A 24,931-nucleotide genomic window follows, 5' to 3' on the forward strand; every position below is an offset into this window, starting at 1 on the left:
GTAGATTTTATAGGTTTTGCCAAGAGTAACGGCAAGCTTTGTGCAAGATTTCCCACAGGCCTTTTTATTTAACAAAATTTAACGGAACTTAACCATGCATTAATAGACTTTGATGCAGTATGACTTAATTGTTTCTTACATTAGAAACTAAAATTCAAAATATGAAAACTGCCTTAATAACCGGCGCCACTAGCGGCATTGGGAGATCTACAGCGATTAAGTTCGCCTCAGATGGATTTAGACTCATTATTTGCGGAAGAAGGACAGACAGGCTTGAAAACCTGAAAAAAGAGCTATCTGTGGAAACTTCGGTACATATCCTCAGTTTTGATGTGAGGAACCGCGAAGAAGTTCTACAGAAAATCGGTTCCTTACCTGAAGAATTTCGAAATATAGATATTCTGGTGAATAATGCCGGTAATGCACATGGCCTGGATCCAATTCAATCTGGAAGCATGGATGACTGGGATGCGATGCTGGATATTAATGTAAAAGGACTTCTATATGTAAGTAAGGCAGTAATTCCAGGAATGATCGAACGACAGTCTGGTCATATTATTAATATTGGATCCACAGCAGGAAAAGAAGTATACCCGAATGGAAATGTTTACTGCGCGAGCAAACATGCCGTGGATGCTATTAACCAGGGAATGAGAATTGACCTTAACGGAAATGGAATTCGTGTAGGTGCGGTAAACCCAGGTCTTACTCAGACAGAATTTAGTGATGTAAGATTCAAGGGAGATTCAGATAAAGCTGAAAAAGTTTACCAGGGATTTAAGGCATTACAACCCGATGACATTGCAGATATCATTCATTTTGTAGTCACCAGACCTTATCATGTAAATATCGCAGATCTTACGGTTATGCCAACAGCGCAGGCTACTAGCACCATTCTGGATAAAAAATAAAAATTGATATCTCGTGATCAACAAACGCCTCCTCATAAAAAACCTGCTTGCTCACAATGATGAGAACAGCTTTTATGACAAAAAGCGACAGTTGAATATTGGTGAAAAAGAAGGCAAGGCAAAATTCCTGAAACATATTTGCGCCTTATCTAATTCCAATCCCGAGAACAACTCTTATATCGTTATAGGGGTCGAAGATGAGGACAGTAGAATTGTTGGAATCGACTTTTTTGATGACAGTAAGATACAGAACCTTGTGAATGCGTACCTCAGCAATCCACCTATAATATCTTACGAAAACATACCTTTTCCGCATCTTCCAGACCACTTGGTAGTAGGTCTGGTGACCATTAGGCCTAATCATGGTAAGATCTGTTCTTTCAGAAAAAATATCTGGAAGTATTACGGCGGATCGGTCTTTCTCCGGGATGGAAGTATTAGCATGCCCAAGGTGTTTGATATCGAGATAAAAGATGTCAATTCCGCCATCGTTGCTTCTATCGAAAACCATTCTCATAATAATCTTGAATATACTTTAGATGGTGTTTTCGATTTCATGAAGAAAAGAAAAGATTACAACCCATCTTACAGGGTTTTTAAGGAGTATTTCGTGGTTTGCTGGGCGGGGAAGGAAAAGAAGATCAAGAATGAAACCTATTTTTCGAGGGTAGATATTGAACTCATCAATGAACAGGTAAAATTATTCTATTCAGATCTGGATGAAGTTAGCATTGTTGAAGACAAAGATCAGTTCAAGATCACCGAATATGTCCATCTTGGTTTACATGACCAGTTTCAATACTATCCCCTTGAAGAGGTAGTGATCAGGTTTAGAGATAATGGCAGCTATGACATAGATAGCAAACTTTTGTTCGTTCCACCGCGGTTCAATAAAAGAACACTTTATCATATCTACAATACCAACAGATCCCTGATCGAAAAATTAAAAAAAGGCGTTGAGCTGAACGCCACCGAAAAAAAAGATATTAGAAACCTGCCTTCTACTTATTTATTATGCTATTTAAATAATTTTACCGAAGCTTTAACCAAGCTTGAGGAAGCCAAACCTTATCTTAAGGCTTATAGTCAGGAGGTATACCATTCCTATAAAGAAAGTATGCGAATTTTAAGAAAGGTGAAATACAATTAATATGTCGAGAACACTCGTATTTGGAGATCTGCACGGAGGACTTAAAGCACTTATCCAATTACTAAAAAAGATAGACCTGAATCCAAAGGACGAACTAATATTCCTTGGAGATTATGTTGATGGCTGGAGTGATTCAGCCAACACCGTCACTTATCTTATAGATCTTGCTAAACAGAATTCATGCATATTTATGAGAGGTAATCATGATGACCTGGCACATAAATGGCTGGAAACAGGTGAGATGAATCAGAAATGGCTGGAGCATGGAGGCCAATCAAGCCTTAATGCCTACCGGAAATTTAATGAGCAAGATAAGAACAGGCATAAAAAATTCTTCCGGGAAATGGTGAATTATTATCATGATAAAGAAGACCGGCTTTTTGTTCATGCGGGGTTTACTAATTTACATGGCCCAGAATTCGAATATCACGAAACAGCATTTTACTGGGACCGTACATTATGGGAAATGGCTCTTTCTATGGATGATGCTTTAGACCTAAATGACCATCGTTACCCTAAAAGACTAAGCCACTTTAAAGAAATTTATATAGGACACACACCGGTTACCCGTATTGGCGAAACGACTCCGGTTAATAAGGCTAACATCTGGAATGTAGATACAGGTGCAGCATTTATGGGGCCTATTTCAGCATTAGACGTAGACTCGAAGGAAGTTTATCAAAGTGATCCCGTGCACACTTTCTACCCTGATGAGCAGGGCAGAAATTAGGCTTTTATTTATTGCGCCCTCTAAAAGACTATTCATATATTTGAAGTTCAATCTATTCCAAGACCTGTATTTATGATTTTGGATTATTTTTGAATGCTGCACGTTTTTTGCAGTACAATGAATTATAAAAGAATATTAGACCCTAAGAAATAAGAAATGAGTTTAAAGAATATACGTTTAGAAGTAATGCAAACGGTGGAGAAATCTGTACAGGGTTTCATCGATCAGTACTTGATTCCGGTAGATGAGATCTGGCAACCTACAGATTTGCTTCCAAACCTTCAGGATGAATCCGGGTTTGAAGAAGTTCACCAAATAAGAGAAGAAGCCAAGGAACTTGGATACGATTTTTGGGTGGTACTTGTAGCTGATATGGTTACTGAAGAGGCATTACCTACCTACGAATCCTGGTTAATGGATATGGAAGGTGTGGAACAGCATGGCGCTAATAGCGGCGAACAAAACGGTTGGGCAAAATGGGTTCGCCAGTGGACCGGTGAAGAAAACCGACACGGAGATACACTTAACAAATACCTTTACCTTTCTGGTAGAGTAGATATGAAGGAGATCGAAAAAACGACTCAGCACCTTATCAATGACGGTTTTGATATAGGAACCGGAAGGGATCCTTATAAAAATTTCGTTTATACCAGTTTCCAGGAACTTGCAACCAATATCTCTCACAAACGTGTGGGACAGCTGGCCAAAAAGAAAGGAAACAAAATGCTTGGTAAGATGTGTAATATCATCGCAGGAGATGAGATGAGACACTATATGGCTTACAGAGAATTTGTAAAGACAATTTTTGAGCATGATCCTAGTGAAATGATGCTTGCTTTCCAGGACATGATGAAGAAAAAGATCGTTATGCCTGCACAGTTCATTAGAGAATCTGGCCAGGGAATTGCTGAAGCTTTTGAAAACTTCTCCAATGCCGCTCAAAGATTGGGTGTGTATACAACTTACGACTATATCGATATCCTTAAGAAATTAAATGCATACTGGGAGATCGATAAAATGAGATCACTTACAGACGATGCTGAAAAAGCCCGTGACTACCTGATGGCACTTCCAGACAGGATGACCAGGATCGCAGATAGGATAGCAATTCCAAAAGATCAGCATCAATTTAAATGGGTTGAAGCTAACGGAGTGGTTTAAAAACCACACTGAAAATATTAAAAAAGCCTGCTATAGAAATAGCAGGCTTTTTTATTTATAATATAAACTGGAATTATGAAGTTTCGGTATTTCCATCCCTCCATAACTTATAAGAAGCAAGATCCTTTTCCATCAAATTTAGACAGAAAGCAACTACGGCAGCATCATCAAGATAACCTAAGACCGGAATAAAATCTGGAATAAGGTCTATTGGAGAAAGAACATATAATAAAGCTGCACCAGCTGCGGCCACTATATTAAATGGAATCTCACGATAAGAACCGCTGGCATAATCTCTAACCAGCGAGAATAGAAGGACGGCATCGTCCATATATCTTTTCAGCTTACCTTTGCTTTCAAATTTATCCAGGATCTGTTCTTCCTTATCTATTACCTTCTCTACATCATCTTTATCAAAATCTTTCGTTCTTTTAGAAAGTTCTTCTTTCGCCTGTTCTCTGGAAATTTCGCTCATGTTGTTTAAAATATTTTATCTGAGCCGAAAATAAAAATTATTAAGGCTGAAGACAAGAAAGTTGGCTTCATTTAAGTTCGATTTAACTTAGACTACAAAAAGTTGGCTTCTGAAAACCAGGGAAATAAAAAAGCCCCGCAATTTGCGAGGCTATCTTTCACACTTAAAAAACTAAACTATAAATCGAATTTAATTCCCTGTGCCAACGGCAATTCAGTGGTATAATTGATCGTGTTTGTTTGTCTTCTCATATAGATCTTCCAGGCATCTGATCCGCTTTCACGACCTCCACCAGTTTCTTTTTCACCACCAAAGGCTCCACCGATCTCAGCTCCGGAAGTACCAATATTCACATTGGCAATTCCACAATCAGATCCTTCGGCAGAAAGAAATCTTTCAGCCTCTCTAAGGTTGTTGGTCATAATTGCTGAAGAAAGCCCCTGCTTCACCCCGTTCTGAAATTCTAGCGCGTTGCTAACATCTCCTTTATATTTCATGATATAAAGTACCGGCGCGAAAGTCTCGTGCTGTACGATCTCAAAATGATTTTCAGCTTCAGCGATGGCTGGTTTTACATAGCATCCGCTTTCGTAACCTTCGCCTTCAAGCACTCCGCCTTCAACCAGTATTTTTCCGCCTTCTTCTACCACTTTGTCTAAAGCAACCTGGTAGTTCTTCACTGCATCCTTATCGATAAGCGGCCCAACATGGTTATTTTCATCCAGTGGGTTACCAATTCTAATTTGTTTGTATGCGTTCACGATAGCATCCTTCACTTTGTCATAAACATCTTCGTGCACGATAAGTCTTCTCGTAGAAGTACAACGCTGTCCGCAAGTTCCAACCGCTCCAAATACAGCACCAATCACGGTATTCTTAATATTCGCGTCTGGAGTAACGATAATGGCATTATTTCCTCCTAGTTCAAGTAGTGATTTTCCAAGTCTGGCCGCAACTGCCTGCGCCACGATCTTACCCATTCTAATAGAACCGGTAGCCGATATTAAAGGCACACGCTCATCTGTGGTCATCATCTCTCCTACTTTATAATCCCCGGTAATCAAACTTGAGATCCCTGCAGGCACATTATTTTCAGCAAATATTCTCGCCGCAATATTCTGGCAGGCTACAGAGGTCATTGGAGTCTTTTCTGAACCTTTCCAGATACAGGCATCTCCACAAACCCATGCTAAAGCAGTATTCCAAGACCATACCGCCACCGGAAAGTTAAAGGCAGATATAATTCCCACCACTCCTAGAGGATGGTATTGCTCATACATTCTATGTCCTGGGCGCTCACTATGCATGGTAAGTCCGTACAGTTGTCTGGAAAGACCTACTGCGAAATCGCAGATATCGATCATTTCCTGAACCTCTCCAAGACCTTCCTGGTAAGATTTACCCATTTCATAAGATACGAGTTTCCCCAGGGGCTCTTTCAGTCTTCTTAATTCGTCATTGAACTGGCGCACTACTTCACCTCTCTGTGGTGCCGTCCAGGTTCTCCATTCCTTAAAACCTTTTTCAGCAGTAGTAATTACCTTTTCGTAATCTTCCTTAGTTGTCGCTTTAACTTTACCAATTAAAGCACCGTCTACAGGCGAATATGATTCAATGATATCTCCGTTACTAAACCAGTTGGTTCCGGTAGAAGTACCATTATTGATGTCGTTCAATCCTAAATCTTTCAGGGCTTTTTTAATCCCGAATTCTTCAGCAATTTTGCTCATTAATTTGCGTTTTTATCGATTAATTTGTGTAGTTGTTGCGAAAATAGTAAAAATAAAGCTCTATTCCACCTCAGATGTGAATCTGGAATCCACAGGCATCACTTCCCCGCAATTGTTGCAGGTCCTTAATTCTTCGCTGTTATAAAAATGCCTGAAATGCTTGAGAAAGTCTGTCTCTATATCCTGAAGCGGGAAATACACTTCGTATAATTTATGGTTGCAGTTATCGCAGAACCACATTAAGCCATCCTTGCCTTCCTCACCGATCCTCTTTCGTTCTACGACCAACCCAATCGAGTTTTCACCTCTTTCGGGAGAGTGAGGCACTTTTGCAGGATGCAGGTACATATCTCCAGGCCCGAGCTCCATCGTTCGCTTCTTCCCGTCTTCCTGTATATGAACCTGAATGTTACCTTCGAGCTGATAAAAAAGCTCTTCGGTTTCATTATAATGGTAGTCCTTACGAGCGTTAGGCCCTGCAACCACCATTACGATATAATCTCCAGATTCCTTGTAGAGATTTCGGTTTCCAACAGGCGGTTTCAAAGTATCCCGGTTCTGTTCGATCCATTTATTTAAATTGAAAGGCTCATTAACTGCCATATTTTCTATTTTTTACTAAAATTAAACATTACTTTTTAGAAAAGTCATAGGATAGTCTTAATATCTCTCTGAGCGCCTGCCCTGGAATTCGGGCACCGCGCTATCCGCTGCAAGTCCTCGTCACCTAAAAGTCTCCTGCGGGCTTTACGCTGCTATCGCTGGCACAAAAGATTCAAAATTGCCAGAATTAAGACTTATAGCTTGATTTTTATTAATTTCAACCAAAATTAATCCCAAACCATGAAAAAAGTCCTTTTTCTATTCAGCCTGATACTTTTCATTAGTTGTAATGAAAAAACCACGCAGGATTCCGCAGAAAATGAACAACCCGTTTCAGAGCAGAAAGATTCCATACCAAATTTCGGAATTGTAATTCACGGGGGCGCCGGTACCATTTTGAAAGAGAACATGAGCGATTCATTGGAAAAAGCATATAAATTGAAACTTGAAGAAGCGATTAGAACAGGACATGAGATCCTCGCCAATGGCGGGACTGCCCTTGAAGCCGTGCAAAGAACTATCAACGTGATGGAAGATAGTCCTCTTTTCAATTCTGCCAAAGGAGCTGTCTTTACTAATGAGGGTAAAAATGAACTGGACGCTTCTATTATGGACGGAGAAACCCTGAATGCCGGAGCTGTGGCCGGAGTGACCAATGTAAAAAACCCTATCAACCTTGCCTATGAGGTCATGGTGAATTCAGAACACGTGATGCTTTCCGGGAAAGGCGCTGAACAATTCGCGAAAGAACAGAGACTGGAAATAGTGGATCCCGAGTATTTCTATACTGAAAAACGCTTCAGATCCATGGAAAGAGCACGAGAGCGTGAAAAAGAGAAGAACAATAAAACTGCATTTTACGATCCGTTCATTAAAGATGAAAAATTTGGAACCGTTGGTTGCGCTGCCCTGGATAAAAATGGTAATCTTGCTGCCGGCACATCCACTGGTGGAATGACCAATAAAAAATATAACCGTATTGGAGATGCTCCAATAATTGGTGCAGGAACCTTTGCCAATAATAAAACCTGCGCGGTATCAAGCACGGGCTGGGGAGAGTTCTTTATAAGAGGTGTGGTGGCTTATGATATTTCAGCCATGATGGAATATAAAGGAGTCTCACTTAAAGAGGCAGCCAGTGAAGTGATCCAGAAGAAAGTACCAGATATGGGTGGGAATGGCGGAATCATTGCGATAGATCATGAGGGAAACGTGGCCATGGAGTTCAATACTGCAGGAATGTATCGCGCTGCCATGAACAGAAAAGGTAAACTTAGTATAGGGCTTTATAAAGAAAATGAAGCTGAAGAATAAGCATCTTAATACCACCAATACTCTAAGCTCCAAATCCATGGAGCTTTTTTTATGCTTTGTTTGAGCATAACCTGTCCGTAGTTAATAGCTTGCCTAAAAAGTTAAAAGTATCTTTGTGTACTTAAAAACTTCCTGCTGCAAAGGCTTAAAACTGAGATAATGAAGCGATTGTTTTTTTTCTGGTTTTTAATTTTAGCTATTTCGTCGCCTATAGATAGCCTGGGACAGCGACTTAGCAGAGAACAGGTTTACGATACAATTCAAACCATGCCGTTCTTTTCCAGCTATCATGACAATTACTTTATTAGCGGTATTCCAACCAACAAGCCAACTACAAAAGACAATGCCGATATCAAATACCAGATAAGCTTTAAACAACTGGTGACCAGGACTACCTTGCCATTGAATAGCTACTTGTTTCTCAGTTATTCACAGAAGGCTTTCTGGAATGTATATAGCAAATCCAGTCCATTCGAGGAGATCAATTTTAATCCAGCTATTGGTTTAGGTAAACCACTTTTTAATAAAGAAGGATATATATTCGGCCTTGCCGAGTTAAAATTCGAACATGAATCCAATGGAAGAGATGGGTTGGAAAGCAGAAGCTGGAATAGGGTAATTGGGGCTTTCCATACTCCTTTAGGCAGAAGAACAACTCTAAGCTTGAAAGCCTGGATTCCATTTGCCTATAAAGATCCGCATCCAGATCTTCTGGACTATGTTGGTCTTGGTGAGGTAAAAGTTGAACAAACCTTTTTTTCAAACCGGTTTATTGGGGAAGTAACTATTCGGAAAGGCCTTGAAGGATGGAAAGGCTCTGTGGGTTCCAAGATCTATTACAAGCTTTTTAATAATTCAGGTAACCAATATCTCATGTTAGAGTGGTTTGCCGGCTATGCAGAAAGTTTAATTGACTATAATAAGTACACTAGTATGATCCGGCTAGGCTATGTTATTAAATCCTCAGACCTCGATATTCTTAAGACCCGGTAGTAATCCAGAATTCTACAACAGGATTTCCCGTAAACCATCTTTTTTACTTCCATTTCTAAATTATCAGGTTTAACTAATTTTTAGGGTTTGATTAGTTCGGTAAATTCCGAACCAATTGTATATTTGCACGCTTATTTATGTAAAAAACATACTATGAATTGTTGCTCACCGGAAAAACAGAAATTGATTGAGGAGATTGGGGTACACTTTGAGAAAGTGCACAAACTTGCTCCCCTGGCGGCCAGGATCTATGTTATTATGATCCTTTCTCCTAATGACGGCCATACATTCGATGAGATTATTGAGATCACCGGAGCCAGTAAAAGCTCAGTTTCTACCCAGCTCAATTTATTAATGCAAACCAATAAAGTAGAGTATTTCACAAAGCCTGGCGACCGCAAAAGATATTTTCGCGCTAGCAGAACCTATCTTAAAAATAATCTTTTAGACCAGTTAGATCAGGTAAGAGAAGATATTCGTCTGGTAGAAAAGATACAGAGTTTCAACGCTGAATTCAACACTGAGAAATTCAAGAAAACTGGTGGTGTGGCCATGCTTTACAAGGAATATCTAATTGCTCAAAAGCAGAACCTGGAGAATACCATAGAGCAAATGAATAAAATTACCATTGAATAATCCCCCGAAAAATCTGAATAGAGAAATCATGAAAAAAGCGATTAAATATATAGCTGTACTTGCGGGAGCACTAAGCCTTGTTTCCTGTGGTAGCGACCAAAACTCAGAAGCGAAAGCAGCACCTGCTACACAAGCCATGCCTTACCCTGTAACAGAGGTACCTACCAAAACAGTCACTGGATATACTACCTATCCGGTAAGTATTGAAGGTATTGTGAATAGTGAAGTTAGAGCGAAAGTAAGTGGATATATCACCAATGTTCTTGTGGACGAAGGTCAGAAAGTAAAGAAGGGCCAGGTATTGTTCAAACTGGAAACCCAATCCTTAAACCAGGATGCTGCCGCGGCAAAAGCAAATGTAAATGCTGCACAGGTTGAAGTTGATAAACTTAAGCCTTTGGTGGAGAAAGATATTATTAGTGAGGTCCAACTGGAAACAGCTAAAGCTAAACTGCAGCAAGCCAAAAGCAATTATAATAGCATCACGGCAAATATCGGCTACGCCAATATTAAAAGTCCGGTGGATGGTTACGTAGGTGCGATCCGGTTAAGAGAAGGAGCTTTAGTTAGTCCTACCAACCAGGAACCTTTAACTACAGTGAGTGATATAAGTAAGGTTTACGCCTACTTTTCTTTAAGCGAGGTAGATTACCTGGATTTTCTTCAGAATAATGCAGGAGAAACCGTTGAAGATAAAATCGAAAATATGCCGAAAGTGCAATTGGAACTTGCCAATGGCAGCAAATACAGTGAGATGGGAACTATAGAAACCATCAACTCCCAGGTAAATGAAAATACCGGTTCTATCTCTTTCAGGGCGGTTTTTGATAATCCTTCAAGACTTCTCACCAATGGGAATAGCGGTAAGATCCTTATCCCTAAAACTTATGAAAATGCCGTAGTAGTGCCTCAGGAATCAACTTATGAAAAACAAGGTAAGATCCTTGTCTATAAATTAGGGGAAGGCAATAAAGTAAATACTTCGGTAATAGAAGTGCTTACTACTATAGATAATCTCTACGTGGTAAAATCGGGAATAAAGGAAGGCGATAGTATCGTGGCGAAAGGCCTGTCTAAATTAAGACCAGACACCGAGATCAAACCTCAACCGGTTCCATTCGACAGCATTGCCAAACCCATTGAACAAGTATTCAGATAAGCCATACTGAAAAAGAAGAATTATGCTAAAGACTTTTATAGAAAGACCCGTACTATCTACGGTGATCTCGATAATTATAGTAATTCTGGGAATCCTCGGTCTCCTGAATTTATCAATCACCCAGTATCCTGATATCGCACCGCCTACAGTAACTGTAAGTACTTCTTATCCCGGTGCCAATGCAGAAACCGTGCTGGAAAGTGTTATTATTCCTATTGAAGAGCAGATAAACGGGGTAGAAGGAATGACTTATATTACCTCAACCGCCACCAATAATGGTACTGCAGAGATCACTGTCTTCTTTGACCAGGAAGTAGATCCCGATATTGCCGCGGTAAATGTGCAAAACCGTGTTGCGCGGGCAAACCCGTTGCTACCCTCTGAGGTGAAACAAACTGGGGTAACCACTCAGAAGCAGCAGACCAGTGCACTGATGTACTTCTCGGTATACAGCGATAATGAGGAATATGATGATACCTATATTCAGAATTATCTAAAAATTAATGTGATTCCCGAAATTCAAAGGGTTAACGGGGTTGGTAATGTATTGGTTTTTGGAGGAAAGGATTACGCAATGCGAATCTGGCTTCAACCAGATAAACTAGCCGCCTATAACCTTGTACCTTCAGATGTTCTTGCAGCGCTTAATGAGCAAAGTCTTGAAGCAGCCGCAGGTTCTTTAGGAGAAAATAATGGGGAGACCTTTTCATATACCATTAAATACAGCGGAAGATATAACTCTGAAGAGCAATACAGCGATATTATAATTAAAGCACTGGGGAATGGTGAATTTCTGAGACTTAAAGATGTGGCAAAAATAGAACTGGATGCCCAATCCTATAACGGAAATTCAAAAACAAAAGGTCTGCCTGCTGTTAACATGGGGATATTTCAAACTAAAGGCTCTAATGCCCGTGATATCATCCTGGAGATCGAAGACCGGCTGGTGGAGATCGAAAAAGAACTGCCGGAAGGCTTAGAACTCTATGTTCCCTATAATACGAATGAATTCCTGAATGCCTCAATTAACAAAGTGGTTCACACTTTAATTGAAGCTTTTATCCTGGTTTTCCTGGTGGTTTTCATATTCCTTCAGGACTTCAGGTCAACTTTGATCCCGGCAATTGCCGTTCCTGTATCCATTGTAGGTACTTTTTTCTTCCTTAACTTATTTGGATATTCTATCAACCTGCTTACCCTTTTCGCATTGGTACTGGCCATTGGTATTGTGGTGGATGATGCGATCGTAGTCGTGGAGGCAGTTCACTCCAAACTGGATGATGGTGCAAAAAGTGCAAAAAAGGCGACTGTAGATGCAATGCATGAAATTTCAGGAGCTATTGTTTCCATTACCCTGGTCATGGCGGCGGTTTTTATTCCGGTAACTTTCATCCAGGGACCAACGGGAGTTTTCTATGAGCAATTCGGGATCACCCTTATTGTAGCAATTGCCATTTCTGCAGTAAACGCACTAACATTGAGTCCGGCTTTATGTGCCCTGTTCCTGAAAACTCATGATGAAAAAGACAAATCTAAGAAAACCTATTTGCAAAGGTTCTATGATGCTTTCAACCGAGGCTTTAATGCAACGATTCACCGATATGGCCGTTCCTTGGAGTTTTTATATAAGAATAAATGGATCACCGCAGTAATTCTTTTACTTGCCCTAGGGGGAATATGGTGGTCCTCCAGAACTACTCCATCCGGCTTTGTGCCAGATGAGGATCGAGGATTAATTTTCGTGAATGTTGAACTTCCGGCAGGGGCTTCTATAGACCGTACCCAGGAAGTAAATGACAAATTATATAATAAAATTCAAGGCTTAGAAGGTGTAGAAGGTGTTTCTGTGATTTCAGGTAGGAGTTTGCTCAACGGTGCCGGTAGTAACTACGGCCTTGGGTTTATAAAACTTGACGATTGGGATGAAAGAGATACAGATGAACTTTCAGTAGAAGCGATCACCGGGAAATTGTTCGGTGTGGCTGCGACAATGCCCGAGGCGAACATTATCTTTTTCGCTCCACCGAGTATTCCTGGATTTGGAAACTCCTCTGGATTTGAAGTAAATCTTCTGGACAGGTCGGGTTCCAGTTTTGATGAGTTGGATGCAGCGAACCAGGAATTTATTCAGAAGTTAAGCCAGAGGCCTGAAATACAATATGCCCAATCCTCCTTCAATACTAATTATCCTCAGTATGAATTAATGCTGAATGTTCCGCTTGCAAAAGAAAAAGGAGTGACCACAAGGGAGATCTTCACTACTTTGCAGGGTTATATTGGAGGGATTTACGCCGCCGATTTTACAAAATTCGGAAAGCAATACCGAGTGTATGTCCAGGCGCTTCCACAGGATCGTGCTGAAAAAAGCGACTTGAATAAACTGTATGTAAGGACAGATTCCGGTGAAATGGCTCCTATTACCCAGTTTGTTAGTCTTAAAAGAGTTTACGGGCCACAATCTGTGACCAGGTTCAACCTTTTTAATTCTACCAAGCTATCGGGTGCGACTAATCCCGGGTATAGTTCGGGAGATGCTATTGCAGCCATAGAAGAAGTATCTTCTACCCTCCCTGAAAATTATAGCACAGCTTATTCAGGATTGACCAGAGAGGAAGTAAATGCCGGGAACCAAACCACCACGATATTTCTACTTTCCATACTGTTCGTTTATTTCCTGCTTGCCGCGCAATATGAAAGCTATTTATTACCATTTTCGGTATTGCTTTCTCTACCATTGGGAGTTTTTGGAGCTTATATCACCACAAAATTCGCAGGGCTGCAGAATAACATATATTTCCAGATCGCGCTTATCATGCTGATAGGACTTCTGGCCAAGAATGCGATCCTGATCGTGGAATTTGCAATTCAGCGAAGAAGGCGTGGAGAATCTATCGCTGATGCTGCAATTCATGGTGCCAAGGCGAGGTTAAGGCCAATCCTAATGACCTCGTTTGCCTTTATCCTGGGTCTTCTACCGCTAGTACTTGCCACTGGAGTTGGTGCGGAAGGTAACCGCTCGATTGGAACCGGTGCCGCTGGGGGACTGTTGATAGGAACGGTTACCGGAGTATTTGTGATCCCAATTTTATTTATGCTCTTCCAGTGGCTTCAGGAAAAAGTTGGAAAGAAACCGGGAGCAGTAGAGAACCAATAATTTAGAAAAGTATCATTTAAGATGAAACGAATATATAATATCAAATTCCTAATTGCAGGCGTAGGTATCTTAAGCCTTCAATCGTGTTTTGTTGCAAAAGAATACGATCAGCCAGAAGTAGTGGAGGAAGAATATTACCGCACAGATAATATCCAGAAGGATAGCCTGAATATGGCCAATATCTCGTGGACAGAAATGTTCACAGACCCGATCCTGCAGGATTACATCGAAAAGGGGCTCGAAAATAATATAGATATAAGAGTAGCTATGCAGCAGATAATCGCTGCGGAAGCTTATGTGAAACAGGGAAAAGCGGGTTATTTACCCACCCTGAACGGAAGCGGAACATATACTCACCAAGAGTTATCTGAAAATGGCCAGTTTGGTAGTCTTTTTAGTTCGGTAGATCAGTATCAATTAAGTGCCGACCTATCCTGGGAAGCAGATATCTGGGGAAAGATCAGAAGCCAGAAACGAGCATTTGATGCCCGTTACCTGCAAAGTATTGCCGCTCACCAAGCGGTAAAGACCAGGCTCATCGCTGGTATTGCTTCTACTTACTACCAGTTGTTATCTCTGGACGAGCAAATAAAGATCACTAAGGAGACCATTGAAACACGCGAAAACAGCCTCGAAACCACCCAGGCTTTAAAAGAAGCCGGTAACCTTACCGAAGTAGGCGTGAAACAAACCGAAGCACAATTATACACAGCGCAAGGGATTTTAATAGATCTTGAAAACCAGGAAAGATTACTGGAGAATACTTTATCTATACTTCTGGGAGAAGCTCCTATGCAGATAGAACGGACAGAACTTGGTGAACAGGAGATCACTACAGAACTTAATATTGGTGTACCCGTACAATTATTAAGAAACAGGCCAGATGTGATCGCAGCTGAATATGATCTGGTAAACGCTTTCGAGCTTACCAATGTAGCAAAGAGCAACTTTTATCCCTCTCTTACGCTAACAGCATCAGGAGGACTACAGGCACTTCGTGCGGCTGATCTTTTTGACACTAATTCTCTTTTTGCAACGATCATTGGGGGTATTGCACAGCCTATTTTGAACGGGAGAAGGATAAGGACAGAATATGAGGTTTCCCAGGCTCAACAGGAACAGGCCCGGCTGGAATTCAGAAGGGCTATTTTAACGGCCAGCAAGGAAGTTTCAGATGCGCTTTATACCTATCAGGCAGCCACAAATAAGATCGAGGTAAAACAAAAGGAATACGAGGCATATGGGCTCGCTACAGAATATTCTGAAGAATTATTAAATAACGGGCTTGCCAATTACCTGGAAGTTTTAACAGCCCGGGAAAATGCACTAAATTCAAGCTTAGATCTTACTAATGCTAAATATAACCAGCTAAAGGCAGTGGTAGACCTATATCAAGCCCTTGGTGGCGGATGGCAATAAAAATTTATTTTGTTAGTTGTTGGTTGAATCTGACCTCAGGCTTTCGCAGCCTGAGGTCATTTTTTAAAAAATTTATGAAGGATTATAACCCGGTTTTTATCTTATTTCTACTTTCAGTATTATTCCTAAATGGAATTAATGCTCAACAGTTAACCTCTAAGGATAGTCTTCCCTCCACCTGGGAACTCATGAAATATGACGGGGCAAGCGCATTTGGTGGTCTTAAAAAAGCCTATACCTCTCCCTTGCACTGGCAAAAAGATGATTTCGTAGTGGCGAGTGCAGTTGTAGCAGGTACTGCTGCACTTTATATATTTGATGAAGAGACTAGTGAATATTTTATAGAACAAGGTGAAAAGGCACCTTCTGTGGTTCGTGATTTTGGATGGTATTTTGGAAGCCCTCAAAACAACTATGGTATTACCGGCGCGGTATACCTAGTAGGGCTATTTACAAAAAATGAGAAGATCAGAAAAACAGGAGTTTTAATGATCTCTGCCGCAACTGCATCCGGTATTATCCAGTCGATCTCAAAAACGGCGGTTGGAAGGGCCAGACCAACAGCTGAAGAAGGAAAAGCCAGTTTCGAGCCTTTCAGTAAGGAAGGAACTTTCCATTCATTTCCATCAGGACATACTATACTATCTTTCACCACTATGTATGCATTATCCAAGCAATTTGAAAGTCCGTTTGTAAAAGCAGGACTTATGGGAGTAGGGCTTATTGCACCGTTATCCAGACTCTGGGATGGCGCGCACTGGCTTACCGATGTTGGACTTAGTCTTGCTCTTAGTGTGGCGGTTGTAGACACAATAGACAAATACCTTGATACAGAAAGAGACTACGGAGTAGAAAAAGAAAAAGCGATAAGCTGGAAAATGCATATTGGCCTTGGCCGGGTAGGTCTCGTGGGAACTTTTTAACCTTGTATTGGCTGTTTTAATTATCGGGATTTTTTAAATTTCAGTAAATTAAAGATCATGAAAAGTAGTTTCAACGAAATAATCAAAGGTGACACTCCCGTTTTGATAGATTTCTATGCCGACTGGTGTGGTCCCTGTAAATCTCTAGCTCCAATTTTAAAGGAGGTCAAGTCTGAATTAGGAGAAAAAGTGAAGATCGTTAAAATTGATGTGGATAAGAATCAGTCGCTGGCAGCAAAATACCAGGTAAGAGGAGTTCCCACCATGATGATCTTCAAAGACGGAAAACAATTATGGCGTGAATCTGGAGTATTACCCAAACATGTGATCGTAGATAAGATCACTTCCATTTAAAGATCCTTTAATGGAGGTACTTTAAAATTTTCAATATCCCAGCCAGCAACAGAAGCCCCTGCCTGGTAAGCACTTTCTAGAAACTCAAGCAATATCTTTCTTGGATTATCTACTTCCTGAAGGTCTGCATAGGTTAAAACAGCCATAGGGCTGCCATTATTCATGATCCAGTTAGCATTTCCAGGTTCGAGTGGCTGATTGTCCAGATTTTCGGGAGAAGGAAAAGTATAGGAATAAAAAGCCGGTTCCTGTACATTCTCATCCCCTGCCCAAAAGCCAAAACTTATACATTCATGGCTATAAGCATCTTTATCTGAAGTTCTTGCTTCAGCAGGCATTGCAGGAGCTTTTTTTCCCGAAAAACGAGTGACCGCAAGATCCATGGAATGCCAATACAAATGCACAGGACAGGTCTTTCCATAAAATCTGCCGCTGAATTCCTTAAATACCGAGCTAACCCATAAAAAGGTTTTCCAGTAACTAGTTACATATTCTTTATTGTAGTGATGATATTCTGTAATCTCAGAAAACCTTTTATCGATGTTCAGGTCGAATGGTTTCCCATTGATCTTTACATTTATATCAAGTTCCTTAAGAATACTGAGCAAATAATTATAGAAATCGGAAACACTAAGACCTTTTTCCAGTCTGAAGGATCTTATCTCCCCTGTACTTTTAAAAATATCGAGCTTGTTTTCAAGAATATTAAGAGTAAGAGAAAAGGATTCAAATCCATTCTCTATGGGTATTGGGCCGGTAGTAAATCCTTTTTCATTAACATATAGAGTTATGTACCACCAATGATTTTTCCGGGGCATGAAACACATCCTGACCTTTCCAAGGATCTGAAAATACAGATGCAACGTGAGCTTTTTCTTCTCATTTCCTACATATCTCAACCCCGGTAAAACATTGATATTTTCCATAATTTATTTCAATTTACCTCCTTTGGCAACCCACCATGGATGAACCTCAACAACGAGTCTCCCTGCTTTTACCATAGGATCCATATTTGCCAGACTATCTGCTTCTTTTTGGGTAGCCGTATTAAAAACCACAATTCCACGTAGCTCCCCATCATCACCCATGGGCCCGGTTAAACTGGTATAACCCTCTTCATAAAGACGGCTTAAATGCGCCATATGTTTCTTTTGAAGTTCTGCTGCCTCGGTGGAATCCTGACTACGCGTAGGTCCCGATTTTAAAAATACCATATAATATTGCTGCATTAAATAGGTGGTATCCCCTTCTTTATAACTAAAAGTCTGATATCCATCCTTTTTTAATTGCTCTTCTAAAGATGCGATATCATTGGTTTTAACACTATCTTTTTGAAGCTCTGCATTTTTATTTTCTGAATGCTCATCTTGCGGAGTATCATTACATCCCACCAAGCTCAAGCCTAAGAAAATAGATAAAATTGTCTTTCTCATTACCAGTTCTTATAAGGTTTATTAATCAGGTTAGAATTATAATAAGCTAAGTCCCCGGTTACTTCTTCACCCAGCCAGTCAGGCTTTTTGAACTTCTCTTCTTCGTCCTCGAGTTCAACTTCTGCCAGAACCAGGCCCTGGTTATCTTCAAGAAATTCATCTACTTCATATACATGATCACCGTGATCTACGTGGTACCTGTATTTTTCGATCTTACCGGGTTCGCATATTTTCAATAGTTCTTTAGCTTCATCCATAGGAATTTCCTTTTCCCATTCAAACCTGGTCAAACCATTTTCAGATGATTTCCCTTTAATGGTCATAAACGCTTTATCATCTGTGATTCTTATCCTGATAGTTCTTTCAGGATGTGTGTTTAGATAGGCTTGAATAAATAGTGTTTTTTTCGAGGCTTCTTTTTTGAAATCATTGGATTTGACTAAAAACTTTCTTTCTATTTCTGTCATTTATTTTCTTTCTTTTTCTGCTATTTTTTTGATCTCATCATTCTGAATGATACCGCTGCGATATTCATTATTGGCCAGGTAGATCATTGCATCAGCAATAGTGGCGGGATGAATAGTTCGATATTTCTGTAATTTTCCAACCAGAAGATGATCGCCTACATTCATTATCTTTTTCCAGATATATTCCAGCGGCCTGCTTTCTTCACGCTCTCCCCCAATAAGGGAAGGCTGAAGAATATAAGTTTTAGAGATCTTTTGCTCCATAACCGCACCTTCCATTTCTCCCTTTACCCTATTATAAAAAATACGGCTATTTTGATCTGCGCCCATTGCCGAAATCACCTGGAAGGTATTTATCTTGTTCTTTTTCGAAAGTTTCGCCGCGGTAGCCGGAATACAAAAATCCACTTTTCGGTATTTTTCCTTATCCGGAGTTTTTTGTTTCGTAGTACCCACGCAACAATACACTTCATCTGCCTTAAAAAGATTCTGAAATTGATCCAGCTCAAAAAGATCTATAAGATATTCTTCTATTTTTTCATGTTTCTGTCGAACATGATTGCGGGTGAAGACCAGTATTTTTTGATACCTGTCGTCCTGTATTAATTTATCAAGAAGCAACCCGCCAGTTAAACCGGTAGCCCCTAGTATTATTGCTGTTTTTTGTTCCATCGTTACAAAGTACTATATAAAGATAAGTTATATGCCGAAGAAAATAAATCCTGGATAGATCTATAATGGCAAAATTCAGAATTACTCTATCAATACTAAAATCAGAATCATTTCTCTTTTGCCTTTAGCTTGCGGAAATGTAGTTTCACTAAATTTACCCTGTGGAAAAACTTCGTAAAATAATCCATATAGACATGGATGCTTTTTATGCTTCGGTAGAGCAATTGGATAATCCGGAACTTCAGGGAAAGCCGGTTGCAGTAGGAGGAAGCTCTCAGAGAGGAGTGGTAAGTGCCGCCAGTTACGAGGCAAGAAAATTTGGAGTGCGAAGTGCCATGAGCAGTGTAATTGCAAAAAGGAACTGTCCCGACCTGATATTCGTAAAACCGAGATTTGAAAGATATAAAGAGATCTCTGGCCAGATAAGGGAAGTGTTTTTTGAATATACAGATCTGGTGGAACCCCTTTCCCTGGATGAGGCATATTTAGATGTCACTGAAAACAAAAAAGGATTGCCCAGCGCTACCCTTATCGCTAAACAAATTAGAAATCGAATTAAGGAAAAGACCGGTTTGAATGCCTCTGCCGGAATATCTATAAATAAATTCATTGCCAAGGTAGCCAGCGATGTGAATAAACCCAACGGGCAGAAAACCGTTCCGCCGGAAGAAGTTCTTGAATTCCTTGAAGAACTGGATATCAGGAAATTTTATGGTGTGGGAAAGGTTACCGCGGAAAAAATGTATCGTCTGGGAATTTTCAGTGGAAAAGACCTGAAGCTGAAAACCGAAGAATATCTTACCGAACATTTTGGAAAGAGCGGGGCACATTTCTATAATGTGGTTCGAGGCATACACCACAGTGAAGTAAAGCCCCATAGAATAAGAAAATCGCTAGGTGCAGAAAGGACTTTCAATGAGAATATTTCTTCTGAGATATTCATGCTGGAGAGGCTCGAAAATATTGCTGAAGAAATAGAACGTAGGTTAAACAAAAGCAAAGTTGCCGGGAAAACAGTCACCTTAAAGATAAAATACAGTGATTTTACTCAGCAAACCCGCAGTAAAACGATCAGCTATTTTATTTCCAGTAAAGAACTTATTTTGGAGATCGCAAAAGAATTGCTTTACCAGGAGAAAATGAAGAATTCGGTAAGGTTACTCGGGATAAGTTTATCAAATCTGAATACAGAAAAAGGAGACTCTCAGGAAGAGAAAAAAGAGATCTCAGTTCAGTTAAAATTTAAGTTTTAGGAAGTTATTCAGCATTAATATCACAGCTGAACTAAAAAGAAAAAGCCACGATTGCAATGATAAATCATTCATACGTGGCTTTTAAAATTCTATGAATTAAGTCTATTCTATTTCAGAAACCCTTAGGGTGTTCACCATACCTTTTGCCGTGATTGGCATTGCGGCCAGGTTGATCGTGAAATCTCCTGTTTCAACGAACTTAAATTGCTTAGCCATTCCGCTAATATCTTCAATAGTCTCATCTGTACTTACGAATTTATCGTAATAGAAGGCTTTTACACCCCACAACAGGCTTAACTGATTGAGAATTCTTCTGTTCGAAGTGAATACAAGAATATGAGCTTCAGGTCTCCAGGCAGAGATCTGAAATGCCGTGTAACCACTATTGGTCAAAGTACAGATCGCTTTAGCCTTGATCTCGTTGGCCATATGTGCCGCGTGATAACAAACGGCTTTCGTGATATATCTTTTTGTTCTAACGTGTGGTGGCTCATGCGGTACCTTAATAAGTGGTGAATTTTCAACACTTTCTAAAATCTGAGACATTTTCTGGATCACCTGAACCGGATACTGTCCAACTGAAGTCTCTCCAGATAACATCACGGCATCTGCACCATCCATTACCGAGTTTGCCACGTCATTTACCTCTGCTCTGGTCGGAGTAAGGCTGGTGATCATGGTTTCCATCATTTGGGTAGCGATAATTACCGGAATCCTGGCTTTTTTAGCGGTTAGAACCAGTTTTTTCTGAATAAGCGGTACTTCCTGGGCAGGAATTTCCACTCCAAGATCTCCACGTGCCACCATGAGTCCGTCGCAATAAGCCACAATCTTATCGATATTGGCTACACCTTCCGGTTTTTCGATCTTGGCTACGATCGGGATCTTATATTTTGAATGTTTCTTTATCAATTCCTGAAGTTCCATAAGATCTTCAGCATGTCTTACAAAAGAAAGTGCCATCCAGTCTACCCCCATCTCACATGCGAAAATTGCATCCTTCACATCTTTTTCGGTCAATGCCGGTAAAGAGATATTGGTATTAGGCAGGTTTACTCCCTTTTTAGACTTAAGTGGTCCCCCCTGAATAACTTTGGTTTTAACTTCGTTCTTTTTATTGGTGCTTACTACTTCAAAGATTAGTTTACCATCATCTAGCAGGATTCTTTCTCCGGCTTTCACATCTTTTGGAAAAGAGTCATAATTCATGTAAACTCTTTCAGCAGTGCCTTTGAATTCCTCTCCTGTTGCAAAAACTATTTGATCGCCTTCGTTTACCACGACCTCTTCTTTCATCACCCCAACTCTAAGTTTGGGACCCTGAAGATCGCCAAGAATCGCCGCGTTAAAACCGTTTTCCTCATTTAGTTCACGTATCATTTGTATTCTTTCCTTCACATCCTCATAATCGGCATGCGAGAAATTAATACGAAATACATTTACACCTTCCTGCAACATTTTTCTTAAGACATCCTTACTACTGGTTGCAGGGCCCAGAGTAGCGACTATTTTTGTTTTCTTGTTGGTAGGCATTATTCGAATATTAGATTTTGTTTGGATTTTAGTTTATCTACATCAATTGCATAAGCAGCCTGTACCCCTGGAATCTGCCCAATCTTATTAAGCACCTTTGTAAACTCTTTTGGTTGAATTTCTTCGCTTATTTTAAGGAAGTAATCAACTTTATCATATTCCGGAACCAGATTCACTTCCTGTGGACTTAATTCTTCCTCCTCAAATAGTGATCCCGAGCTCAGAATTCTTTTTGGTTCACCCTTGAATTTATTTGAAACAAGGTCTAGTCGATAATAAGAATTTGGGTCTTTGTGAGAATATAATGCATACAAAGCAGCATATTCTGAATGATTGAAGTCTATATCTCTTCGGTCTCTTTCGAGTTTGATCTTAAGATGTTTATTTAAATAATAAGCCATCTTATATCCCTCAAGAGAGGAATATATCCCGATCAAAAAGAAATACTCATCTTCAACTTCCAGTAGCATTTTATGCGATTGCATAAACTTAAACTTTAAGGCTAAAGATACTATTTGATTAACGAAATGAAGATATTAAGGCCCTAAAATTCATAATTTTTTACGAAAACGTTATAGTTTAGATCAATTCGTTAAAAATTACTCTATTTTATTTTGAAGTGCGTAATAAGCTCTTTTAGAAGCTTTTTCTTCTGCCTTCTTTTTTGAAGTAGCCCTGGCTTTCGCCACAACCCGTTGATTAATTCGCAATTTTACCGCAAAATGCTTGAGTTCATCATTACCGGTATCTTCGTAGACTTCATAATCGAATTCCTTCTTTTCCTTCTGGCACCATTCAATTACTAGGCTTTTATAACTGATAACCTTTCCTTCAAGTTGTTCGATATCCACATAAGGATCTATCACCCGCTCATAAATAAAGCGTTTACAATATTTATAACCACGGTCAAGATAAATTGCACCTACTAATGCTTCAAAAAGATTTCCGTGAATATTAACTCCAAACTGTTCTTTAGGAATATTGGTTTGAACATGTTTGATAAGGCCAAGGTCCTTTCCCAGTTCATTTAAATGCTTCCGGCTAACTACTTTTGATCTCATTTTGGTAAGATAGCCTTCATTGCCGCTTGGAACGGCTTTGAACAAATGTGAGGCAACTACTGCACTCAACATGGCATCACCCAGAAACTCCATTCGCTCAAAATTAATAGCATTCCCTTCCTCATCCTTTCGGTTCAATGAACGATGAGTAAAAGCTTTCTTATAATGAGTGAGAGATTTGGGTTTGAAACCAAGTATTTGGGTAAGTATATTAAAAAAATTCCCGCCTTGTGAAGAACGGGAATTTAATATGTTACGAATAACGCTCATCGTTTATTCGTCTAATTTCTTAAACACCACGCAGGCATTATGACCTCCAAAACCAAAGGTATTGCTCATTACAACATTAACGTCACGTTTCTGGGCTTTATTCAAGGTAAGATTCAGCTCAGGATCAATGTTCTCGTCTATGTTTTCATGATTAATGGTAGGAGGAACAATTCCATACTTCATGGAAAGAATGGCTGCAATAGCCTCTATTGCTCCAGCTGCTCCCAACAAATGCCCGGTCATGGACTTGGTAGAGTTGATATTGATATTCTTCGCATGGTCACCAAAAACCTTGGTTATTGCTTTTAATTCGGCAACATCTCCAAGAGGAGTGGAAGTTCCATGAGTATTAATGGCATCAACATCTTCCGGTTTCAAACCGGCATTTTTAAGGCAGTTTTTCATAACCGCAACAACTCCATCTCCTTCTGGATGTGGAGCCGTCATATGATAAGCATCAGATGATAATCCACCACCAAGTACTTCTGCATAGATCTTTGCTCCTCTGGCCTTAGCGTGCTCATATTCTTCTAATATAAGCGCACCTCCACCTTCACCAAGTACGAATCCGTCTCTGGTCGCATCAAATGGTCTTGATGCGGTTTCAGGGCTGTCATTTCTAGTAGAAAGGGCATGCATTGCGTTAAATCCACCCATTCCCGCTATAGTAACTGCTGCTTCAGATCCTCCGGAAACAATTACATCACTAAGTCCTAAACGAATATTGTTCAGGGCATCTATCATGGCATTGGCCGAAGAGGCACAAGCCGATACCGTGGTATAATTAGCTCCCATAAACCCATGTTTGATCGAAATATTACCAGGGGCAATATCTGCGATCATTTTAGGAATAAAGAAAGGATTGAATCTTGGAGAGCCGTCTCCTTCCGCAAAATTGATCACTTCGTTCTGAAAAGTCTCCAGACCTCCAATTCCGGCACCCCAAATAACGCCAACGCGATATTTGTCTACCGTATCAAGATCTATACCTGAATCCAGGATCGCTTCATCTGCAGATACCATCGCATACTGAGCAAATCTATCAAGTTTTCGGGCTTCCTTTCGATCAAAATGATCTAGCGGATCAAAGTTTTTGAGTTCGCAAGCGAATTTAGTCTTGAACTTTTCGGTATCAAAATAAGTGATAGGCGCGCTACCACTTCTACCATTAACAAGCCCATCCCAATATTCCTCTAAATTGTTACCAATTGGGGTTAAGGCACCAAGGCCCGTAACTACTACTCGCTTTAACTCCATATGGTGTATCGATTTTATTTCTTAGCGTCTTCGATATATGAAACTGCCTGACCTACAGTAGCAATATTCTCTGCCTGATCGTCTGGGATCTGGATATCAAATTCCTTCTCAAATTCCATGATCAATTCTACTGTGTCTAGTGAATCAGCACCCAAGTCGTTGGTGAAGCTGGCTTCGTTTACAACTTCATTCTCGTCAACACCCAATTTGTCAACGATAATAGCTTTTACTCTTGATGCAATGTCTGACATAATTTTTTATTTTAATTTTGAT

24 protein-coding genes and 1 pseudogene are annotated in these 24,931 nt (G+C 40.1%); 13 read left to right on the top strand and 12 right to left on the bottom strand.

Annotated elements, in window-relative coordinates:
• Positions 1–161: 161 nt before the first annotated feature.
• The 4 genes from G3I01_RS04385 to G3I01_RS04400 all read left to right on the top strand — a co-directional run bounded on the left by G3I01_RS04385 (position 162) and on the right by G3I01_RS04400 (position 3,952).
• Entirely contained in the window at positions 162–911 is a 750-nt protein-coding gene (locus G3I01_RS04385) for an SDR family NAD(P)-dependent oxidoreductase (RefSeq protein ID WP_219551429.1), read from the top strand.
• Between the two features lie 13 nt (positions 912–924).
• Positions 925–2,061, top strand: coding sequence for an ATP-binding protein (locus G3I01_RS04390; RefSeq protein ID WP_219551431.1), 1,137 nt, complete (start codon positions 925–927; stop codon positions 2,059–2,061).
• A gap of 1 nt (position 2,062) precedes the next feature.
• Complete coding sequence (locus tag G3I01_RS04395; protein WP_219551433.1) at positions 2,063–2,791, top strand: metallophosphoesterase family protein; 729 nt, start codon at positions 2,063–2,065, stop codon at positions 2,789–2,791.
• Positions 2,792–2,947: 156 nt separating this feature from the next.
• Positions 2,948–3,952, top strand: a complete 1,005-nt coding sequence (locus G3I01_RS04400; protein WP_219551435.1) for an acyl-ACP desaturase — start codon at positions 2,948–2,950, stop codon at positions 3,950–3,952.
• Between the two features lie 151 nt (positions 3,953–4,103).
• Here G3I01_RS04400 and G3I01_RS17210 read toward each other — a convergent pair.
• The 3 genes and pseudogenes from G3I01_RS17210 to G3I01_RS04415 all read right to left on the bottom strand — a co-directional run.
• A pseudogene (locus tag G3I01_RS17210) lies at positions 4,104–4,427 on the bottom strand (YkvA family protein); the annotation flags it as partial.
• 176 nt (positions 4,428–4,603) lie between these two features.
• Positions 4,604–6,157: an aldehyde dehydrogenase family protein gene (locus G3I01_RS04410; protein WP_219551439.1), complete on the bottom strand. Its 1,554-nt coding sequence runs from the start codon at positions 6,155–6,157 to the stop codon at positions 4,604–4,606.
• A 60-nt stretch (positions 6,158–6,217) separates the two neighbouring features.
• A complete protein-coding gene (locus G3I01_RS04415; protein ID WP_219551441.1) occupies positions 6,218–6,760 on the bottom strand; it encodes a 3-hydroxyanthranilate 3,4-dioxygenase in 543 nt (180 codons plus the stop codon).
• 240 nt (positions 6,761–7,000) lie between these two features.
• On the opposite strand from G3I01_RS04415, the gene G3I01_RS04420 reads away from it, so the two are divergent.
• The 8 genes from G3I01_RS04420 to trxA all read left to right on the top strand — a co-directional run bounded on the left by G3I01_RS04420 (position 7,001) and on the right by trxA (position 16,712).
• On the top strand, positions 7,001–8,074 hold the full coding sequence (locus G3I01_RS04420; protein WP_219551443.1) for an isoaspartyl peptidase/L-asparaginase: 1,074 nt from the start codon (positions 7,001–7,003) through the stop codon (positions 8,072–8,074).
• A 159-nt stretch (positions 8,075–8,233) separates the two neighbouring features.
• Complete coding sequence (locus tag G3I01_RS04425; protein ID WP_219551445.1) at positions 8,234–9,067, top strand: phospholipase A; 834 nt, start codon at positions 8,234–8,236, stop codon at positions 9,065–9,067.
• 153 nt (positions 9,068–9,220) lie between these two features.
• The gene (locus G3I01_RS04430; protein WP_219551447.1) at positions 9,221–9,703 is read left to right on the top strand and encodes an ArsR family transcriptional regulator; all 483 of its coding nucleotides are present in this window, start codon (positions 9,221–9,223) and stop codon (positions 9,701–9,703) included.
• Between the two features lie 28 nt (positions 9,704–9,731).
• Positions 9,732–10,862 carry an efflux RND transporter periplasmic adaptor subunit gene (locus tag G3I01_RS04435; protein WP_219551449.1) on the top strand — a complete coding sequence of 377 codons (1,131 nt, stop codon included), beginning with the start codon at positions 9,732–9,734 and terminating at the stop codon, positions 10,860–10,862.
• Positions 10,863–10,884: 22 nt separating this feature from the next.
• Entirely contained in the window at positions 10,885–14,016 is a 3,132-nt protein-coding gene (locus G3I01_RS04440; RefSeq protein ID WP_219551451.1) for an efflux RND transporter permease subunit, read from the top strand.
• Positions 14,017–14,037: 21 nt separating this feature from the next.
• The gene (locus tag G3I01_RS04445) at positions 14,038–15,435 is read left to right on the top strand and encodes an efflux transporter outer membrane subunit (RefSeq protein WP_219551453.1); all 1,398 of its coding nucleotides are present in this window, start codon (positions 14,038–14,040) and stop codon (positions 15,433–15,435) included.
• A gap of 74 nt (positions 15,436–15,509) precedes the next feature.
• Complete coding sequence (locus G3I01_RS04450; RefSeq protein ID WP_219551455.1) at positions 15,510–16,358, top strand: phosphatase PAP2 family protein; 849 nt, start codon at positions 15,510–15,512, stop codon at positions 16,356–16,358.
• Between the two features lie 57 nt (positions 16,359–16,415).
• Positions 16,416–16,712, top strand: a complete 297-nt coding sequence (gene trxA, locus G3I01_RS04455) for a thioredoxin (protein WP_219551457.1) — start codon at positions 16,416–16,418, stop codon at positions 16,710–16,712.
• Here the strand turns inward: trxA and G3I01_RS04460 are convergent.
• The 4 genes from G3I01_RS04460 to G3I01_RS04475 are packed head-to-tail and all read right to left on the bottom strand — an operon-like array spanning position 16,709 to position 19,284.
• Complete coding sequence (locus G3I01_RS04460) at positions 16,709–17,638, bottom strand: DUF5996 family protein (RefSeq protein ID WP_219551459.1); 930 nt, start codon at positions 17,636–17,638, stop codon at positions 16,709–16,711. The two genes, trxA and G3I01_RS04460, sit on opposite strands and share 4 nt — an antisense overlap.
• A gap of 3 nt (positions 17,639–17,641) precedes the next feature.
• Entirely contained in the window at positions 17,642–18,145 is a 504-nt protein-coding gene (locus tag G3I01_RS04465; RefSeq protein WP_219551461.1) for a YciI family protein, read from the bottom strand.
• On the bottom strand, positions 18,145–18,612 hold the full coding sequence (locus G3I01_RS04470) for a CYTH domain-containing protein (protein ID WP_219551463.1): 468 nt from the start codon (positions 18,610–18,612) through the stop codon (positions 18,145–18,147). Before G3I01_RS04470 ends, G3I01_RS04465 begins: the two co-directional genes overlap by 1 nt.
• The gene (locus tag G3I01_RS04475; RefSeq protein WP_219551465.1) at positions 18,613–19,284 is read right to left on the bottom strand and encodes an NAD(P)H-binding protein; all 672 of its coding nucleotides are present in this window, start codon (positions 19,282–19,284) and stop codon (positions 18,613–18,615) included.
• A gap of 161 nt (positions 19,285–19,445) precedes the next feature.
• On the opposite strand from G3I01_RS04475, the gene dinB reads away from it, so the two are divergent.
• The gene (dinB, locus tag G3I01_RS04480) at positions 19,446–20,537 is read left to right on the top strand and encodes a DNA polymerase IV (protein WP_219551467.1); all 1,092 of its coding nucleotides are present in this window, start codon (positions 19,446–19,448) and stop codon (positions 20,535–20,537) included.
• Positions 20,538–20,639: 102 nt separating this feature from the next.
• On the opposite strand, the gene pyk is transcribed toward dinB, so the two are convergent.
• The 5 genes from pyk to G3I01_RS04505 form a co-directional block, all read right to left on the bottom strand.
• Positions 20,640–22,070 carry a pyruvate kinase gene (gene pyk / locus G3I01_RS04485; protein WP_219551469.1) on the bottom strand — a complete coding sequence of 477 codons (1,431 nt, stop codon included), beginning with the start codon at positions 22,068–22,070 and terminating at the stop codon, positions 20,640–20,642.
• On the bottom strand, positions 22,070–22,555 hold the full coding sequence (locus tag G3I01_RS04490; protein WP_219551471.1) for an IPExxxVDY family protein: 486 nt from the start codon (positions 22,553–22,555) through the stop codon (positions 22,070–22,072). The genes pyk and G3I01_RS04490 overlap by 1 nt, the downstream gene beginning before the upstream one ends.
• 114 nt (positions 22,556–22,669) lie before the next feature.
• Positions 22,670–23,401, bottom strand: a complete 732-nt coding sequence (rnc, locus tag G3I01_RS04495; RefSeq protein WP_219551473.1) for a ribonuclease III — start codon at positions 23,399–23,401, stop codon at positions 22,670–22,672.
• A 3-nt stretch (positions 23,402–23,404) separates the two neighbouring features.
• Positions 23,405–24,658, bottom strand: a complete 1,254-nt coding sequence (gene fabF, locus G3I01_RS04500) for a beta-ketoacyl-ACP synthase II (RefSeq protein ID WP_219551475.1) — start codon at positions 24,656–24,658, stop codon at positions 23,405–23,407.
• Between the two features lie 14 nt (positions 24,659–24,672).
• The gene (locus tag G3I01_RS04505; RefSeq protein WP_011711223.1) at positions 24,673–24,909 is read right to left on the bottom strand and encodes an acyl carrier protein; all 237 of its coding nucleotides are present in this window, start codon (positions 24,907–24,909) and stop codon (positions 24,673–24,675) included.
• Between the last annotated feature and the right edge of the window lie 22 nt (positions 24,910–24,931).

It is taken from the genome of Gramella sp. MT6, from assembly GCF_019357415.1.
Classification (GTDB): domain Bacteria; phylum Bacteroidota; class Bacteroidia; order Flavobacteriales; family Flavobacteriaceae; genus Christiangramia.

Excerpts from the sequence above, each read along its gene's own strand:
- G3I01_RS04385 (WP_219551429.1), top strand. The coding sequence starts at position 162 with ATGAAAACTGCCTTAATAACCGGCGCCACTAGCGGCATTGGGAGATCT.
- G3I01_RS04505 (WP_011711223.1), bottom strand. The coding sequence starts at position 24,909 with ATGTCAGACATTGCATCAAGAGTAAAAGCTATTATCGTTGACAAATTG.
- G3I01_RS04475 (WP_219551465.1), bottom strand. The coding sequence starts at position 19,284 with ATGGAACAAAAAACAGCAATAATACTAGGGGCTACCGGTTTAACTGGC.
- trxA (WP_219551457.1), top strand. The coding sequence starts at position 16,416 with ATGAAAAGTAGTTTCAACGAAATAATCAAAGGTGACACTCCCGTTTTG.
- rnc (WP_219551473.1), bottom strand. The coding sequence starts at position 23,401 with ATGAGCGTTATTCGTAACATATTAAATTCCCGTTCTTCACAAGGCGGG.
- G3I01_RS04440 (WP_219551451.1), top strand. The coding sequence starts at position 10,885 with ATGCTAAAGACTTTTATAGAAAGACCCGTACTATCTACGGTGATCTCG.
- G3I01_RS04460 (WP_219551459.1), bottom strand. The coding sequence starts at position 17,638 with ATGGAAAATATCAATGTTTTACCGGGGTTGAGATATGTAGGAAATGAG.
- G3I01_RS04445 (WP_219551453.1), top strand. The coding sequence starts at position 14,038 with ATGAAACGAATATATAATATCAAATTCCTAATTGCAGGCGTAGGTATC.
- G3I01_RS04490 (WP_219551471.1), bottom strand. The coding sequence starts at position 22,555 with ATGCAATCGCATAAAATGCTACTGGAAGTTGAAGATGAGTATTTCTTT.
- G3I01_RS04395 (WP_219551433.1), top strand. The coding sequence starts at position 2,063 with ATGTCGAGAACACTCGTATTTGGAGATCTGCACGGAGGACTTAAAGCA.
- G3I01_RS04450 (WP_219551455.1), top strand. The coding sequence starts at position 15,510 with ATGAAGGATTATAACCCGGTTTTTATCTTATTTCTACTTTCAGTATTA.
- G3I01_RS04470 (WP_219551463.1), bottom strand. The coding sequence starts at position 18,612 with ATGACAGAAATAGAAAGAAAGTTTTTAGTCAAATCCAATGATTTCAAA.
- G3I01_RS04430 (WP_219551447.1), top strand. The coding sequence starts at position 9,221 with ATGAATTGTTGCTCACCGGAAAAACAGAAATTGATTGAGGAGATTGGG.
- G3I01_RS04410 (WP_219551439.1), bottom strand. The coding sequence starts at position 6,157 with ATGAGCAAAATTGCTGAAGAATTCGGGATTAAAAAAGCCCTGAAAGAT.
- G3I01_RS04400 (WP_219551435.1), top strand. The coding sequence starts at position 2,948 with ATGAGTTTAAAGAATATACGTTTAGAAGTAATGCAAACGGTGGAGAAA.
- G3I01_RS04465 (WP_219551461.1), bottom strand. The coding sequence starts at position 18,145 with ATGAGAAAGACAATTTTATCTATTTTCTTAGGCTTGAGCTTGGTGGGA.
- G3I01_RS04425 (WP_219551445.1), top strand. The coding sequence starts at position 8,234 with ATGAAGCGATTGTTTTTTTTCTGGTTTTTAATTTTAGCTATTTCGTCG.
- G3I01_RS04415 (WP_219551441.1), bottom strand. The coding sequence starts at position 6,760 with ATGGCAGTTAATGAGCCTTTCAATTTAAATAAATGGATCGAACAGAAC.
- fabF (WP_219551475.1), bottom strand. The coding sequence starts at position 24,658 with ATGGAGTTAAAGCGAGTAGTAGTTACGGGCCTTGGTGCCTTAACCCCA.
- G3I01_RS04435 (WP_219551449.1), top strand. The coding sequence starts at position 9,732 with ATGAAAAAAGCGATTAAATATATAGCTGTACTTGCGGGAGCACTAAGC.
- G3I01_RS04420 (WP_219551443.1), top strand. The coding sequence starts at position 7,001 with ATGAAAAAAGTCCTTTTTCTATTCAGCCTGATACTTTTCATTAGTTGT.
- pyk (WP_219551469.1), bottom strand. The coding sequence starts at position 22,070 with ATGCCTACCAACAAGAAAACAAAAATAGTCGCTACTCTGGGCCCTGCA.